This window comes from Polycladomyces zharkentensis (genome assembly GCF_016938855.1).
Taxonomy (GTDB): Bacteria; Bacillota; Bacilli; order Thermoactinomycetales; family JIR-001; genus Polycladomyces; species Polycladomyces zharkentensis.
On record NZ_JAFHAP010000009.1, the window covers coordinates 59,233 to 75,213 of the forward strand.

Annotated in this window: 13 protein-coding genes; 8 read left to right on the forward strand and 5 right to left on the reverse strand. The window is 50.2% G+C overall.

What is annotated here, in order from left to right:
• Positions 1-530: 530 nt before the first annotated feature.
• From JQC72_RS16560 to JQC72_RS10640, 3 genes are all read right to left on the reverse strand, one after another.
• Positions 531-1,577 (reverse strand): PEP-utilizing enzyme, encoded by a 1,047-nt coding sequence (locus JQC72_RS16560; protein WP_302104766.1) that lies wholly within the window; start codon positions 1,575-1,577, stop codon positions 531-533.
• Positions 1,574-2,890, reverse strand: coding sequence for a PEP/pyruvate-binding domain-containing protein (locus JQC72_RS16565; RefSeq protein WP_302104767.1), 1,317 nt, complete (start codon positions 2,888-2,890; stop codon positions 1,574-1,576). The genes JQC72_RS16560 and JQC72_RS16565 overlap by 4 nt, the downstream gene beginning before the upstream one ends.
• Before the next feature lie 290 nt (positions 2,891-3,180).
• Positions 3,181-3,804: a TetR/AcrR family transcriptional regulator gene (locus tag JQC72_RS10640; RefSeq protein WP_205495473.1), complete on the reverse strand. Its 624-nt coding sequence runs from the start codon at positions 3,802-3,804 to the stop codon at positions 3,181-3,183.
• Between the two features lie 268 nt (positions 3,805-4,072).
• On the opposite strand from JQC72_RS10640, the gene JQC72_RS10645 reads away from it, so the two are divergent.
• The 8 genes from JQC72_RS10645 (at position 4,073) to JQC72_RS10680 (ending at position 14,828) form a co-directional block, all read left to right on the forward strand.
• Complete coding sequence (locus JQC72_RS10645) at positions 4,073-5,614, forward strand: extracellular solute-binding protein (RefSeq protein WP_205495476.1); 1,542 nt, start codon at positions 4,073-4,075, stop codon at positions 5,612-5,614.
• A gap of 69 nt (positions 5,615-5,683) precedes the next feature.
• Positions 5,684-6,613 (forward strand): carbohydrate ABC transporter permease, encoded by a 930-nt coding sequence (locus JQC72_RS10650; protein WP_205495478.1) that lies wholly within the window; start codon positions 5,684-5,686, stop codon positions 6,611-6,613.
• A complete protein-coding gene (locus JQC72_RS10655) occupies positions 6,614-7,447 on the forward strand; it encodes a carbohydrate ABC transporter permease (protein ID WP_205495480.1) in 834 nt (277 codons plus the stop codon).
• Between the two features lie 55 nt (positions 7,448-7,502).
• A complete protein-coding gene (gene gutB / locus JQC72_RS10660; protein WP_302104768.1) occupies positions 7,503-8,564 on the forward strand; it encodes a sorbitol/xylitol/iditol dehydrogenase GutB in 1,062 nt (353 codons plus the stop codon).
• Positions 8,565-8,580: 16 nt separating this feature from the next.
• The gene (locus tag JQC72_RS10665; RefSeq protein ID WP_302104769.1) at positions 8,581-9,603 is read left to right on the forward strand and encodes a zinc-dependent alcohol dehydrogenase family protein; all 1,023 of its coding nucleotides are present in this window, start codon (positions 8,581-8,583) and stop codon (positions 9,601-9,603) included.
• An 18-nt stretch (positions 9,604-9,621) separates the two neighbouring features.
• Complete coding sequence (gene xylB / locus JQC72_RS10670) at positions 9,622-11,151, forward strand: xylulokinase (RefSeq protein ID WP_205495482.1); 1,530 nt, start codon at positions 9,622-9,624, stop codon at positions 11,149-11,151.
• A 114-nt stretch (positions 11,152-11,265) separates the two neighbouring features.
• The gene (locus JQC72_RS10675) at positions 11,266-13,386 is read left to right on the forward strand and encodes a BglG family transcription antiterminator (protein WP_205495484.1); all 2,121 of its coding nucleotides are present in this window, start codon (positions 11,266-11,268) and stop codon (positions 13,384-13,386) included.
• Positions 13,383-14,828 carry a PTS transporter subunit EIIC gene (locus JQC72_RS10680; protein ID WP_205495485.1) on the forward strand — a complete coding sequence of 482 codons (1,446 nt, stop codon included), beginning with the start codon at positions 13,383-13,385 and terminating at the stop codon, positions 14,826-14,828. The genes JQC72_RS10675 and JQC72_RS10680 overlap by 4 nt, the downstream gene beginning before the upstream one ends.
• A 378-nt stretch (positions 14,829-15,206) precedes the next feature.
• Here the strand turns inward: JQC72_RS10680 and JQC72_RS10685 are convergent, their stop codons facing one another.
• Both JQC72_RS10685 and JQC72_RS10690 read right to left on the reverse strand, forming a co-directional pair.
• Positions 15,207-15,623, reverse strand: a complete 417-nt coding sequence (locus JQC72_RS10685; RefSeq protein WP_335342442.1) for a PIN domain-containing protein — start codon at positions 15,621-15,623, stop codon at positions 15,207-15,209.
• A gap of 3 nt (positions 15,624-15,626) precedes the next feature.
• Entirely contained in the window at positions 15,627-15,914 is a 288-nt protein-coding gene (locus JQC72_RS10690; RefSeq protein WP_302104771.1) for an AbrB/MazE/SpoVT family DNA-binding domain-containing protein, read from the reverse strand.
• Between the last annotated feature and the right edge of the window lie 67 nt (positions 15,915-15,981).

Sequence of the window (15,981 nt, forward strand, 5' to 3'; positions counted from 1 at the left end):
CCAATTGGATGTGGAAAACGGATATGGTGCACAAGAGAAGTTTAGTCTGTCTTCTCACATGGCGATTTTGTGCAATTGGGAAAGTAATAGATCAGCAAGCCCACGGCTTTAGCCTTGTTGTATTTGACAATCAACCACATTCTACAGGCGTTGATTTCTAGTGCCCGCCAACTGTCCAAAAATCCGGATCATGTGATCGAAGGTACACGCCGACGGTGAAATCAAGTCGTAAGGGTGGTACGACATATCCCGGCATTGGGACGGGATGTCGCCGCCAAAATGATGACAGTCTCACTGGTCGCTCATGCCCCGCGCTTTCCATGAGACGGAGCAAAGCGATCACGGTCGCTGACCGACTGCTCTGCGACGGTGCGTACGCGGCACAGATCAATGTGACTAGGTTGGCAAGAGGCATTTCCACAAATTCGAAAACATGCTGACACAACAAAGATGTCAGGTTGAAGGAAAAATCCGCGGGCTCCGAATTTCCGTCAAGACGGGGATTCGGAGCCGCTCCCGGAATCACGCTTTCAATCCAATATATAGACCACTCCCTGTCCGCCGTCAACGATCACCCTGTCCCCTGTCTTCAGCCTTGCGGTGGCGTTGCCGCATCCCACAACAGCAGGAATTCCCAGCTCTCTCGCGACGATGGCAGCATGGGAAAGAGGTGCTCCCACGTCCGTAATGATTGCTGCGGCTTTGGGGAAGAGCGGTGTCCATCCCACATTGGTCGTGGTGGCAACCAAAATTTCACCTGGCTGCAGGCTTTCTCCTTCTTCCGGACTTGTCAGAACACGCACCGTTCCTTCCACCCTGCCCGCTGCTCCGGCAAAGCCTTTGAGTGTTTCAGAATCGGTTTCCGTAACGGGAGGCATCGTGGAATCGTAGTAATCCGCTCTTCGGTTCGGATCTTCCGCCCACTTGAACGGATCGAACCGCCCCCGGATGATGGAGGGAAGTGGTGGCAGCGACTTGTATTTCTCGTAGGTTTCTTTTCTGGCCGGGATGTGCTTCAATGCCGCATCATCACCGGAAAGCAACTGCAACACTTCATCGATGTAGAGGAAAAACACGTCGTCCCCTATTCCCGTCAGTTCTCCCGCTTTGAGCGCAAAAGTGCGATTCACCCTGAAAACTCTCGTCCATTCTGAACGGACTGCTTCTCTGATTCGGGCACCTTCTCCTGCTTTTGCCAGTTTCTTCTCAATCCGTTTTGCCTTTTTGGGATAACGGTCGGCTAATCTCTTCCAAGCCTCTTCATATTGCGCACGTTGCTTTTTGAGCAGTCCTTCCACATCCACATTGGCCTTTTTGAAATCCTCGATCTGTTTTTCCAGCCAGTCTGATTCCTCAGCGGGATGGGGGATGGATAACTCAAACTCATGAGGCCCCCGATGGCCATACCGGATCAAGTATTCTTCACGGCTCATCTCCCCCTTGAGAACTTTGGATATGCCGATAACCGGCCCCAGGCTTTCAAGCGATGAGTCTCCCCGGAAGTTGGACAGCAGGGTATTCGCATCTTCTTTTCCTGTCAATTTGGTAAGTTCCTCTTTCAATCGCTTGGCCATCATGATTTTCCGGCCGCTTGTAAGCACAACCCATAAAGCTTTGACGTTATAGGGCCAGAGTTCATCTTTCCATAATGACACAGCAGCTCTTCCTTTGTCTTTACTTTTCCGATGTGCGCCGTCATCTTTCTGCACCATTCCGGCGTCTCCTTCACATGCTGCGACAATGATTTGGCAGCTTCCACCATCCGTTTGAAGCGGTACTTGATTCTTGGTGCCATGGCCTTGATTAGGCCGAGCCGCGAAAATGGGTAAACAGGGATGTTTATTCCCTCAGGCATTTCACCGAAAACGTCACTCACCATTTTTAAACCACGCTGAATACGAATACCAAATGTTGGAAAAACGGATAACAACAAACTGATATTGGTGTATGCTCTTCCGCAGATATTGCCGGAAACTAAATAATATCCGGGAATGGCAGTCTGTTCTTCGTCCAAGGCTCTGATGATGGACCAGCTGAGCGGAGTAAACACATCAGCAAAGGCCTCTCCCACGTTGGTATTGGTCCACAGGAAATCTCCGGTCCAAGAATCATTCCACTCATAAGTATCCGGATTGCCGGGCTTTAAGGTGGTAATCGGCCGGGACTGGAGGATATACAATTTCCCTTTCGCGACAGCCCATTCAATATCCTGGGGACTGCCCAATTCCGTTTCAAGCCTGTCCGCCAGTTGATATAGCTTCTTGGCATACTTCTTTAACTCATCCGGGCCATCATACTTTCCTTTCGGCCGGATCAGTTGAAATGAATGGGCATTGGCTTCACCCGATACAAGCTGTTCCCCCAATCCGTGGACAAAATTTCCTGTCATACTCGTGCGACTGCCGGTAATGGGATCAGCCGTGAACAATACGCCCGAAATTTCAGACTGCACCATCAGCTGAACGACCACGGCGATTCGGTGCGTCTGTTCAATCCCTTGAACGGAGCTGTATATTTTTACTCGCTCCGATTGTCTTGATTGGTAAACGGTATCGATCGCTTCCAGTACTTCTGCGTCCGTTTTTACATTGAGAACCGTTTCAAACTCTCCCGCAAAAGATGCCTGCGCCGAATCTTCACTCAAAGCAGAGGAACGAACTGCAAACGATGCTTCTTCATTGTTCTTTCTCATTTCATGCAAATATGCGAGTATCTCATTACAAGCTTCATCGCTCAATTTTCCTCCTTTGAAAGCGGACGGCAAAACGACAAAACCTTCCGGTACGGGATACCCGTTCTGAAACATGCTGGCGAGCATACCGCCTTTTCCGCCCGCATATGCCTGAAGCCCGGGAGTCAATTCTTGAAATCTTTTCACCATATCTGTCATATCAATCGGCTCCTTTTCTCAGGTAACAGAGGGTCTCTTTTGAGCGTGTCCGGTGAATACTGTCCAATGGCTTTCCCTGCTCGTTCCACCTGCGCCCTGCACAAGCAGGTCATGGCTCTGACCGTGCTGAGCGCAGGACGTGGGCAAAGTACGCTTCTCTCAGAGTAGTTGCCCGCGATTTCATTCCTTCGCTTTCAGGCTCTTCGCTTGACCGGGCTGAAAGCAAGTCACTCGACCGGGAACGCATTTGCCCATCGCGGATGTACCAGGCACACACCGGGCGACTGATATCACTTATAAAAGCATTTTTTTAATAGATCGATATAATGATCCATCTCTGCTAAAATTTCATCAAAATCAAGGTCGTTCAAAGAAAGCGACTTTGCCTTTTCCTGTTGTTGAGAAGAGAAACCTTCCATGGTCCAAATGATGATGTTGACGGCTCTTTTTGCATCAATGTCCTCCCTGAATTTGGACAAATCAATATCCCCGAATAATTCCTGATAACTCCTCGTGATCATTTCCTTGTTTCTGCGTTCCAAATCACTTTTTACTTCAGCAGCGTCCTCGAAATATGCTACTTTCATAAATTCAAATATCTCGGGATATCTCTTGATGAGTTCGATCTTAAGCAACAGCATTTCCCTGAATCGCTTCAATATATCATGCTCATTCAGATCGATTTTTGCAAAAAACTCGTTCATCACGATTTCTGAACAATAGTCATATAGATATAAAAACAAGCCTTTTTTGTCCTTGAAATAATAAAATAGAGATCCCTTCGAAATGTTCGCCTCTTTGACGATCTCATCCGTAGAGGCATTTTTAAATCCCTTTTGCACGAATTCCTTTATCGCTGCATTGACAATTCGGTCTTGCTTTTCAGGATTCAGCTTTAAAAACTTTGATGACATCCTTTTCCCACCTTACTTCGTCAATCGTTGCACAAAGAAATTGACTGGATCAGTCAATAACATGATAATGTGATTGACTAATCTGGTCAATGATGAATCATATCCGGAATCATGTCTATCAATTGTTTTGTGTTTTCCATAAAAGAAGAACTATCAAATCATTGTCGCATCCATCACTGCCAAAGATGCATCATCTCCATCCCGTGGCTTAGCGGAAATCGTTTTATAATGAAAGCGTCATCATGATTGCCTGACAAGGGGGGGCCGAATGAAGAGGCGAACCGTGTTTCAAATCACCGCGCTGGTTTTGGTGATCATCATGTTTACCGGAGCCTGCTCTTCTGAAGCGCCAATCGATACGAAGAGCAAAAACGCAGACAAGATCAATCCCAACAAGCTGGTCGATGCACCCTTTGAAGGATGGGTGGAAGGACTGCCCAAAATTCAAGCACCCGAAGGCTTTGATTGGAAGCAATTTAAGGGGGTACAAATCAATGTCATCTCCGAGAACACCCCACCATCTTCGGCACTCGCTGCCAATATTGAGAAATTTGAAAAAGTGACAGGGATCAAGGTCAACATCGAGCAGAGCGACTTGGGCACGGTTGTCGAAAAGGTGGGTCTCGACTTCAACGCCAAATCTGCAAAGTACCATGTCATTTACGCAGATCCTTATCAAATCCTCGCTAAGTATTCCGAACACTTCGTTGATTTGAATTTGTTCAACAAGGAACCGACGATGCCCCATATTCCCGGAGGTTTGGAAGACTTTGTTCCCACCCAGTTGGAAGTGCTCGGGTACATGGGAAACAAAGAAAAGCTGTTGGCTCTGCCCTACGATAACCCGACCATGGTGTTGGCCTATCGGAAGGATGTTTTTGAGAAGTACAAGGATTTGTTCATGAAGGAAAAAGGCTATGACTGGACGCCTCGGCCGGGTATGACGTGGGATCAATATTACGACATTGCCAAATGGATCAACCAAAAAGTGAAAGAAGGCGTCATCACCGAGGTGAAATACGGAACCGGTCATCAGGCCAAACAATATGATTCTCTGATGTGTGACTTCAGCAACATTCTCGCCGCGAACGGAGGAGATTATTTCGGAAGAAAGGATATTGGAACGATCGGGACAATCGATCCGGGAAAATCGGCGATGACATCCAAGCAGGCTCTTGAATCGGTCAAGTTTTACAATCAGTTGTTGAAAGAAGCGGCGCCGGGAAGCACGTCATGGGATTGGAACGGCTTGGCTGAAGCGTTCGCCGCCGGAGAGATTGCGATGGCACCTGAGTGGCATGAGTTTTCCGCGATGTTTGAGAACAAGGAGAAGTCGAAGGTAGCCGGGAAAGTCGGCTGGTCGCTTTTGCCGAAAGGAAAGGTGCGGAGTGCGAACATTTTTGGCGGAACCGGGATCGGGATCAACAAATATGCCAGCGATGATGAAAAGAAAGCGGCTTGGCTGTTCCTGGTCTGGGCCACGTCTCCGCAATCCCAGTACATGATTTTGAAATCGGATTTGGGCGGTTCGACGCCGACCCGTTCCTCCGTCTACGAGCTTCCCGATGTAAAAAAAGGGATGGAACCCGGAACAAAAGAATCCGAGGAAATGCCCAACCTGCTTTCCATGAAGTCCGTGTTGAAGGCATGGGAAGCCGAAAACGCCTATATGCGTCCGAAAATTCCCCAATGGCCGCAAATCGACACTTATGTTTTCACCGAACTTTCCAAGATGATCGCCGGCAAACAAAGTCCGGAACAAACGGTGAAGGCAATCACGGAGATGGTCGATGAAGCAACCGGAAACTGAAATTGATCGGTGGAGGGTGCGGCAGTCCGTACCCTTGCCCTCATTTCCATCGTGGAAGAAGGGGATTGGATGAGACTGGACATCAAAGTGAATGCATATCGAAAACCGCTTGAAACCGCGGGGACGTTGGTTCATGGACGAAGGAAAAAATGGTCGACGGAATTTTGGATGTTGCTTCCCTCCATGATTTTACTGGCGGTTATCAGCATCTTTCCGTTTTTGTACATGATTTACGCCAGTTTCATGGATTACTCGCTGTCCTTTGACGAACCGACATTCAACGGGATGAAAAACTGGGAGAAAGTGTTGACCAACGATACGTTTTGGGCCTCTTGGGGTCGTACGGCGGTTTATGCGTTGTGCGGTCTGTCGCTTGAAATGCTGATCGGCGTAGGAATGGCCCTGTTGATTTACGTACTTCCCAAGGCAAGGAATTTGATTTTGACATTGTGGATGATTCCGCTCTTTGTCGCCCCGGTGGTCGTCGGGCTTCTGGGCCGGTTTTTGCTCAATTCCACTTATGGTCTGTACGCTTGGCTGTTTCGGCTGATCGGTGTGGAAACCGAAATTTTGGGGAATGTTTCAACCGCTCTTCCGGCCATTATTCTTATGGACGTATGGGAGTGGACGCCCTTGATCACGATGATCGTGTTCGCCGGGTTGCAATCGTTGCCGGAGGAAGTGCTGGAAGCGGCGGAAGTGGACGGAGCCGGCTATGTCCGGAGGCTGATTCACGTTATATTCCCGTTGATTTCCCGTACGATTTTGCTCGCCTTGTTGATTCGAATGATGGATATCCTTCGCTTTGTCGACACGATCAAAATCACGACAGAAGGCGGTCCCGCCGATTCCACCAAGGTGATCGGCTATCACCTGATGGAAGTGGCTTTTCGATTCCAGGATTTCGGTTCGGCCGCCGCGTTGGGTTTGAGCATGCTCGTCGTCACCATCTTCCTGGGACAGCAATTCGTTCGATTCATGCGGAAGGGGGAAGAATGAATGGCCCCGCGTGTTCGAAAAATCGCGATGTACCTCGTCCTGTACTCCATTGCGGGGATCGCCTTGCTTTGGGCGCTCCTTCCCGTTCTCTGGATGTTGTTGTCGTCCCTTAAAACCCAAGCGGGGATGTTTTCGATGCCGCCCAAATTCATTTTTAAGCCGAATTTCGATACATTTGCCTATATGTTTTCGGAGCGGGGGAATTTCACCCATTTTCTAACAAACAGTGTGATCGCTTCCGGTGTCTCCACTGGAATCTCCCTGGTATTGGGCACGTTGGGGGGCTTTGCCCTTGCCCGTCGGAAGTTTAAAGGGGAAAAGCACATCTCCTTTTGGATCATCAGCACGCGGATGGCACCGATTCCCGCTGTGTTGTTGCCCCTTTACCTGATGTTTTCCAAGATGGGTCTCATCGGGACGATGACGGGCTTGATTTTTGCCTATACCACATTGAATTTGCCGTTTGCGCTTTGGATGATGATGATTTTCTTCAAGGAGGTTCCCGTTGATCTGGAAGAAGCGGCAATGATTGACGGGTGCAGCCGGTTTCAGGCGTTTTGGCGGGTGGTGATTCCACCGGCCGCTCCGGGGTTGGTGGCCACCGGCATCCTGTGTTTGATGTTCGCGTGGAACGATTTCCTTTTTGCTTCCGTCTTCTCCGGCCATGAAAATCAAACCATTCCGGTGGCAGCCACCCTTTTGATCACGCAACAGGGCATTGCCTGGGGGCAAGCCATGGCCACCGGAACCGTGATCATCACACCGATGGTGATTGCCGGATTGATCGTCCGGAAATATCTGGTGCGCGGACTTTCGATGGGGGCCGTTAAATAAAGGTTTTTGCGAAAAACGGAGAACCAGGATAATCCAGCGCGAGGTGAGAAAAGTAATGATTCCCACGACGATGAAAGCGGCAGTGTTGAAGAAACCATTGGAGATGGAACTCCGGGAATTGCCGGTTCCGAAGGTGAGCGGGGACGAAGTGCTCGTCAAGGTAATGGCGGTCGGGGTGTGCGGATCGGATGTTCATTACTACGAACACGGAAGAATTGGACGTCATGTGGTGGAACAACCGATCATTCTCGGCCATGAGTGTGCTGGGATTGTCGTGGCGACGGGGGACCGGGTCTCGCGGGTGAAGGTTGGAGACCGCGTCGCCATTGAGCCCGGTGTCACTTGCGGAACGTGTGCTTACTGCAAGGAAGGCCGCTACAATTTGTGTCCGGATGTTTCATTTCTGGCGACGCCTCCGGTTGACGGCGCATTTACCCAATATATCAAGCACCGCGAGGATTTCCTTTATCCCATCCCGGATGGCCTCTCTTTTGAAGAAGCCGCGCTGATCGAGCCGTTTTCGGTCGGAATCCACGCGGCCCGACGTGCCGGTCTCATGCCAGGTTCGGCGGTGGCGATCATGGGAATGGGACCGGTCGGGTTGATGGCGGTCGTTGCGGCCAAAGCGTTCGGCGCATCATTGATCATTGCGACGGACTTGCTGTCAAACCGGTTGGTTGCAGCGGAAAAATTGGGCGCCACCCATACGGTCAACATCCTTGAACAACAACCGGAGGAGGCGATCCGGGCCATCACCGGCGGCGAAGGCGTGGATGTCGCCTTTGAGACGGCAGGTCACCCGAAAGCCATCCAATCCGCGTTGGCTTCCGTCCGTCGGGGAGGAAAGCTTGCGATCGTCGGCCTTCCGCCGCAGGATGAAATCGGTCTGAACGTGCCGATGATCGCGGATCGGGAAGTGGATATTTACGGCGTGTTTCGCTATGCCAACGTCTATCCCCAGGCGATCCGGTTTTTGTCTTCCGGCATTGCGGATGTCACTCCGTTGATCACCGACCGTTATCCCTTGGAACAGACCCGTGACGCCCTTGAAAGAGCCAGGACACAGAAAGAGAAGAGCTTGAAAGTTTTTGTCTATCCCAACGGATTGCCAGAATGAAAGGAGAGAGGGAAACATGAAAACAATGAAAGCGGCTTTTTACGTTGCCCCCCGTCAAATTCGGGTGGAGGAAGTGGAGATTCCCTCCCCCGGTCCCGGTGAAGTGATCGTGAAGGTGGAATGCTGCGGGATTTGCGGGACGGACTATCATATTTTCGAAGGAGATTTCATCTCCCCGTATCCGTTGATCGGCGGGCATGAATTTGCCGGCACCGTTCATGAAGTGGGGGAGGGCGTTGACGGCTGGACGGCGGGGGAGCGGGTTGCCGTCGATCCTTCCGTTTACTGCGGCACGTGCAACCATTGTCGGAATCATAAGTGGAATCACTGTAAGAGTTGGAATGCGATCGGGGTTACGATGAACGGGGCTTTTGCCGAGTATGTGCGCGTTCCCGCCAAAAACCTGTACAGGCTGCCGGAGGGAATGACTTTTGAAGAGGGAGCGCTCATCGAACCGCTGTCCTGTGTCGCTTATGCGTTGAATCGGGTCCAGCCCCGGTTCGGGGAGAGATCGTTGATCTTCGGGGGCGGTCCGATGGGATTGATGTTGCTCATGGCGTTGAAAACGAGCGGGACTTCCGAAGTGGTCCTCGTGGATGTTTTGGAAGAAAAATTGGAAATGGCGAGACGTATGGGGGCCGACAGCGTTTACGTCAATGACCATTCCCTGAAAAGCCGTCTGGATGGCCGGTATCCCGACGGGTTTGATCTCGTTGTCGATGCGACGGGAATCCCGTCCGTCATTGAGGGTATGTTCCGTTTTGCCGGACCCGGGGCGCGCATCCTGCAGTTTGGTGTGGCTCCCACCGATGCGCACATTTCCGTCAATCCCTTTGACATTTACCATAAGGACTGGCAGTACCTCGGGTCGATGGCGTTGATGTTCAATTTTTATCAGGCACTCCACATGATTGAACATCAACGGGTGGACGTTGGGGCGCTGGTGACGAAAAAAATCGGTCTGGAATCCTTCGCTGATTATATGCGGGACAAAAAACACGCGAAGGATTGTAAGGTTTTGGTTTGTCCTGGACTTTGAGTTCGGGGGGAAATGGGCGTGCGAACGGAAAAGGATGGAGTTTTGGGGATCGATATCGGAACACAAGGGACGAAAGCATTGGTCGTCGATTCCGAAGGGAACATACAAGGAGTGGGGACTTCTTCGTATTCTTTCGAGATCCCCCGTCCGGGATGGTCGGAACAAGATCCCCGGATATGGTGGCAGGCTGTGATCAGCAGCTTAAAAATACTCCGGGAAAAGGGGATTTCACTTTCCAACATTCGGGCGGTGGGTGTAAGCGGCCAGATGCATTCTTCGGTCCTTCTCGGCGAAGACGGCGAAGTGGTCCGTTCGGCCATTCTCTGGAATGATGTGCGCACGACAGAGGAGTGTGCGGAGATCGAGGAATTGCTGGGAGAAAAACACGTTTATCGGATCACGAAAAACGCGGTGCTTCCGGGGTTTACCGCACCGAAGCTGCGGTGGATCCAAAAAAACGAGCCCGATCGTTACCGGGCAATCCGATGGGTGATGTTGCCGAAAGATTATATCGTGTTCCGCCTGACTGGCGAGCGATCGACGGATGTTTCAGATGCGAGCGGCACCGCGTTGTTTGACGTGGCCGGTCGCAAGTGGTCCGAGGCGCTCATGGAGGGGCTCGGGTTTTCTCGCGAATGGTTCCCCGCTGTGTATGAAAGCAAGATCGTCGTGGGACGGGTGACGGCGGAAGCGGCACGGGCGACCGGACTTCCCGAAGGATTACCGGTGGTGGCCGGTGCGGGGGACAATGCGGCGGCAGCGCTGGGAAACGGAGTATTTCATGAGGGAAAAGGGGTCATCAGTGTCGGTACATCCGGAACGGTGTTTGTGCCGCTGTCCCGTGTTCCTGACTTCGACGATCGGGAGGAACGGCTGAAAACGGTTCATCTGTTCTGTCATTGTGTACCGAATACATGGCATGCCATGGGTGTCACATTGTCCGCGGGCATGTCTCTCAGCTGGTTTTGCCAACAGTTTGGATGGCGTGATTTTGAAAATATGCTTTCCGGCGTCCAGGAAATCCCGCCCGGTTCGGACGGTCTGTTGTTCTTGCCCTATATAAACGGCGAGCGGACCCCTCATAATGATCCTTACGCGCGGGGCGTCTTTTTGGGAATCTCCTACCGCCACAGCGCAAAGCATTTCGTGCGGGCCGTAATGGAAGGCGTGGCGTTCAGCTTGCGAGATTGTTTGGAGTTGATCGAGAAGGTGACATCCTCTTCTCCAAAAGAACTGTATCTGACCGGCGGAGCGGTAAAAAGCCGATTGTGGAGCCAAACCTTCTCCGATGTGCTTAAGAGACGGTTGATCGGTTATGAAGACAGGGAAGGCCCGGCCTTGGGAGCCGCGTTTCTGGCTGGTCTTGGGATCGGATTGTGGAACAGTCCTGATGATCTTCCCCATCAAGTCGGGTCAATTCCCGTCATAACGGAAACAAATGCCGGGTCTGCAAGCGTATATGATCAACTGTATCGGGTGTATCGGCATCTGTATCCTTCCTTAAAGGAAACCTATCAAATTCTTCATGCGGCACAACAGGGATCGTGAGTCTAAGGTCATGACAGATCAAAATACGATGGAGATCGGCCCGGTCTTGTGTTACGTTAAAATCAAAGACCGGGTTCTTGCTTTCTGATACCAAAGTGCACGGGAGGAGATCGAATGGAGAACCGGCCCATCATTTATTCCCGGCAAAAACGGTTACTGCAAATCTTGTTGATCCATTCATCCCCCGTTTCTGTTCAGCAGTTGGCGGAGATGCTGAAGGTCAGTCTCCGGACGGTTCAACGGGAGCTTCAATCATTGAAAGAGATTCTTTCCTGCTATGGATTGAAGATCGTGCGAAAAACAGGCCATGGTGTCACAATTGAGGGGCATGAGAAGGATAAACAACGGTTGTTGGAAGATGTTCAGCAGATGGAGGCATTTCGGGTTTATTCACCCGAGGAGAGACAGGAAGGGATCATTTTCGATCTGCTTCTTACCGATGAACCGGTTAAACTATACACTTTCAGCCGGAAATACCATGTGACGGAAGCGACGATCAGTCTCGATCTTGATAAAGTGGAACCCTGGTTTGAACAAGCGGGAATGAAGTTGATCCGCAAACCCGGATGGGGAGTATGTCTTGAAGGGACGCAACAGCAAAAGCGGATGGCTCTTTCGAAGTTTCTCCATCAAGGAACAACATTTGAAGAGTGGCTTGCGTTATTTCAAACATCAGTGTATGGAGATCAATACTCGGAACATCCTTTGGGAGTCTTGATCCGCGATCGGTTATTGAAATTCATCAATATTCAGCACATATTGGCAGTGGAAAAAGCGGCCCGTGAAGTGGTGGGTCGCCACCATCACCTGGAATTGACCGACCGCAATTATGTGAATCTGGTGATCCACCTGTTGCTTGCCGTGGAACGGATGAAGCATGGTGCCGTCAGTGAGGAGCAAACGCCGCTGGCGATTCCTCCCGAAGCGGCTGACATGGTTCCGCTGGCTCGGGAAATCGTCTCCAGGCTGGAAAGCGCGCTTTCGGTTTCGGTCCCGGAGGTTGAAATCGGTTACATCGCATTGCATTTGTCCGGGGCTGCATTCAAACAGGAAGATCTGATGGAACATCCCGAAAATATGAAATGGATTGATCTGACTCAAAGTTTTATCCGAACCGTCGGACAAGAATTGGGAGTGCCCCTTCAGGGGGACGCCATTCTGTTTGAAGGTCTTCTTGCCCATTTGATTCCCGCTGTGAGCCGGTTGGAAAACGGTTTGCAGATCCATAACCCGATGTTGGAAGAGATCAAGGGACGGTATCCCGATGTGTTCCATGCCTGCCGGAAGTCAGTGGCCCTGCTTTCGGATCATTTTCCGTATGAAGTGCCACAAGATGAAATCGGGTATCTTGCGTTGCATGTTGGAGCTGCCTTAATCCGCAAACGGGAGGGAAGAAGATTTCGCACGGTGGTGGTTTGCGCCAGCGGCTTCGGAACGTCGACTTATTTAACCGCACGTCTGGAAAACGAAGTTCCGCATCTGGAGATTAAAGGGATTATATCGGTTGGTGAATTAAAAAAGTGGCTAAAGGAAAATGGCCCCGTTGATCTGATCGTTTCCACCATACCCATTCCCTTTGTCGACGACGAAAGGTTGGTAATCGTCCACCCCTTTTTGCAAAAGGAAGATTTGATTGCCATCGAAAGGAAAATGTCTCTGTTACGTCTCGATGATCATCCATTTCAGGAACCGAAAGAAGCGTCCCCTTCAGCTCTGTCCCTGGCCAAGTCCGGAGAGGGAGTGATGCAGATCTTGCACAATCTTCGGGTGATCGATGGGATCAATGTTTCAGGTTCCGTACTAAAGTCGCTGTATCAATTGTTCAGTAAGTGGAGTGCCATTCGCGATCCTGACACTTTATACCGCGATATTGAAAAAAGAGAGAAGCAGGGTGGATTCGTTTTAGACGATTTGGCGATGATTCATGCCAAAACAGAAGGCGTCAACGAGCTGTTAATGGCGGTTTTCCGGCTTCAGGCCCCGGTCGCCTGGCAGAATGACACCGGGGAAAATCGGTGGGTGACCACATTTCTGTTGCTCGCGGCCCCTCGAACCGCTCCAAAGGAGCACATCGATTTGATCAGTCAAATCAGCGGGGCGTTGATCGAAGACGACTTTATTGAGCTGTTGAAGCATGATTCGACAGCGAAAATCAGAAAGAGACTGGAAACCCTGTTGTCCGAGGCGTTGATTTCCAGAACCAATGAATGCCTTAAGGGAGTCCTTCGACCATGAGGAAGCTGGGCCAACTGTTGAGTGCAATCATATACCAAAACATTGCGGTAATCATCGCTGTTGGGATGATTCAGGCTATTTTTGGGATCTACGGTTGGTGGTATAATGACCGGATTCTGCTGTTGGTTCACCCGATTTATGAAACCTTGCTGCCTATTCTGCTGGGTTATACGGGGGGAAGGTTACTGGGCGGACAGCGGGGAGCGGTAGTGGCATCCATTGTCACGTTCGGACTGAGTCTGGCCAGCTCCGTTCCCAACATTATCGGGGCGATGATGATCGGCTTGGCTACGGGTTGGATGATGAATCGATTAGACCAAACCGTAAAAAAACACATTCCCATCGGATATGAGTTGTTGGTGACGAATGCCGTGGCTGCAATCGTGGCAGTGGTACTCACCGTGTTCTGTTTTTTGTTCGTTGGTCAAATGCTTTCTGCGGGGGTTCATCTGTTCAACCGTTTCATGGAACATGTGATCCATTCGGGATGGCTCCCGATGGCGGCCTTGATCATTGAGCCGGGGAAAGCGCTCTTTTTCAATAATGTAATGAATTACGGCATATTGACACCGCTGGGAATTCAACAGGTGAAGGAAATCGGGAAGTCGATTTTCTTTCTGTTGGAGACCAATCCAGGACCGGGACTGGGGATACTTACAGCTTACTGGCTGAAGGCGCGGGCGGAAAACCGAAAGGGAGCCAAGCTGGCCACGTTTATTCATCTGTTTGGCGGCATTCATGAAGTCTATTTTCCCTATGTGTTGATGAATCCGATTCTCGTTCCTGCAGTGATCGTGGGGGGAATGGCGGGGATCATCACCTTTCAGTTTTTTGACGCCGGCTTGGTGTCATTGCCTTCGCCTGGAAGCATCTTTTTAATCCTCGGATTGGCTCCGAGGGAGGATATGTTTTACGTTTTGACAGGGGTGGCGGTTTCAGCTGTTGTTTCCTTTTTAAGCGCCTTCCTGTTGCTGAATCGGTTTTCCACCACTGCACCGAAAAAAAGCAGCAGGAGTCATGTGGCAGAAATCATCTTCTTGCAGAATATCGATCGACTGGGTGGAGAATCAAGAAAGAAGCCTGTTCCAATTGAAACTCACTTGACCAACGAGGATACTCTGTTTCAAACAGAGCCGAAAAAGCCCTTGGTTCGAAAAATTGTTTTTGTTTGCGAAGCGGGAATGGGTTCCAGTGCGATGGGGGCTGCCATGTTAAAAAAGCAGTTAAGGAAGTCAGGGTTGAACATCGAGGTGGATAATGCCTCAATCGACGAAATCCCGCCGGATACGGACCTGGTGATTTGCCATCAAAAATTAATGAAAAGGATTCAACAGGCTTTTCCGGGCAGAATGTATTACCCCCTACCATCGTTTACGGACATGAAAAATTACGAAGAGTTGGTTCGATTTCTGGAAAAGGGGTACAAACCCACGATAAGGTGACGGAATCGATTGGCAACAGCGGGAATCTGATTGAGCAGTGATCCGAACGAAAAAGGCGCTCCGGTTGGCGTCGATCCGTCAGCTGTTGACGGAACATCCGCGGGAGATTGAAATATAAGAATTGATTTTTCGCCCCAGAATTTTGCTCTCTGAGGATCTGATTTTCCTCTGGAGGGTATTTTTAACTACCCGTCAAGGTTGTTTATATTGGAGTAAAGTGTACGGAATACCTTCCCGAATGCTAACTTGAGTCAAAACATCCACACACAAAAAAAGAGAGGGCTTCCCCTCGACAATCATCGTGATGGAGATAACGAGCCAATCCATGTTGCGGCATTGTTCGTATCCACATCCACGACTTCGGATGTGTGAGGTAAGTCACGTTTTCAAGTTTCGGTGATCGAAATCACGGAGAAAATCGGCTGGAGTATAGACGGCGAAATATTCGCGAATCTCCTGAGTGTGAAAATCTTTGTCACCGGAAATCATAATATCGGGTTCGGCCAGGATCGCGGAGACTAAAATGGGTGTATCCTTTTTATCGCAGATAGGTGGCACGCGAAAGTCGATGTGTTTCGGTGTATAGACTAATTCAAAATCTGTTTGTGCCAACAAACGATCCCAATCCGTCAATGCCTCGGGAAACCGTTCTTTCATAACATCAAAGACTTCATGAATTGATTCCTCACATACGACAACGCGATGATAGTCCATCACGAAATTCAAACACTTTCGAGCTACCGAGTTGGGCCACACAATCGCTGATATCAATACGTTTGGTATCGAAGAACACACGGATTAGTCCCTGTATCGCTCACGATACCGCTCCTCCCGAACTCGTTCCAATGTTTCCAATAGCTCTTCTTCGGTAATTCCCTTTTCCTCAGCCATCCGTGCAATTTTATCGGCAATACGGTTGAACGCGAGCGTACTCGCCTTTGTGATCGTGACGTTTCCGTTTTCGTCTTCGATGAACGCCACCCTGTCGCCTTCCTTAAGGTTCAATCGCTCGCGAATGCTTTTTGGGATTGTGACTTGACCTTTCGAACTCATACGCGAAACTTCCATATCAGACACCGCCGTCATTTTATTTATCCTCCTTTACATGCTTTACTTTCCTTACCCGTTTCTGACAAATTTGACATAGCCGAGT

Bases quoted from the DNA above. Each gene is read 5' to 3' on its own strand.
- JQC72_RS10665 (WP_302104769.1), top strand. From the start codon at position 8,581: ATGAAAACAATGAAAGCGGCTTTTTACGTTGCCCCCCGTCAAATTCGG.
- JQC72_RS10645 (WP_205495476.1), top strand. From the start codon at position 4,073: ATGAAGAGGCGAACCGTGTTTCAAATCACCGCGCTGGTTTTGGTGATC.
- gutB (WP_302104768.1), top strand. From the start codon at position 7,503: ATGATTCCCACGACGATGAAAGCGGCAGTGTTGAAGAAACCATTGGAG.
- JQC72_RS10650 (WP_205495478.1), top strand. From the start codon at position 5,684: ATGAGACTGGACATCAAAGTGAATGCATATCGAAAACCGCTTGAAACC.
- JQC72_RS10675 (WP_205495484.1), top strand. From the start codon at position 11,266: ATGGAGAACCGGCCCATCATTTATTCCCGGCAAAAACGGTTACTGCAA.
- JQC72_RS10640 (WP_205495473.1), bottom strand. From the start codon at position 3,804: ATGTCATCAAAGTTTTTAAAGCTGAATCCTGAAAAGCAAGACCGAATT.
- JQC72_RS16565 (WP_302104767.1), bottom strand. From the start codon at position 2,890: ATGACAGATATGGTGAAAAGATTTCAAGAATTGACTCCCGGGCTTCAG.
- JQC72_RS10690 (WP_302104771.1), bottom strand. From the start codon at position 15,914: ATGACGGCGGTGTCTGATATGGAAGTTTCGCGTATGAGTTCGAAAGGT.
- JQC72_RS16560 (WP_302104766.1), bottom strand. From the start codon at position 1,577: ATGATGGCCAAGCGATTGAAAGAGGAACTTACCAAATTGACAGGAAAA.
- JQC72_RS10655 (WP_205495480.1), top strand. From the start codon at position 6,614: ATGGCCCCGCGTGTTCGAAAAATCGCGATGTACCTCGTCCTGTACTCC.
- JQC72_RS10680 (WP_205495485.1), top strand. From the start codon at position 13,383: ATGAGGAAGCTGGGCCAACTGTTGAGTGCAATCATATACCAAAACATT.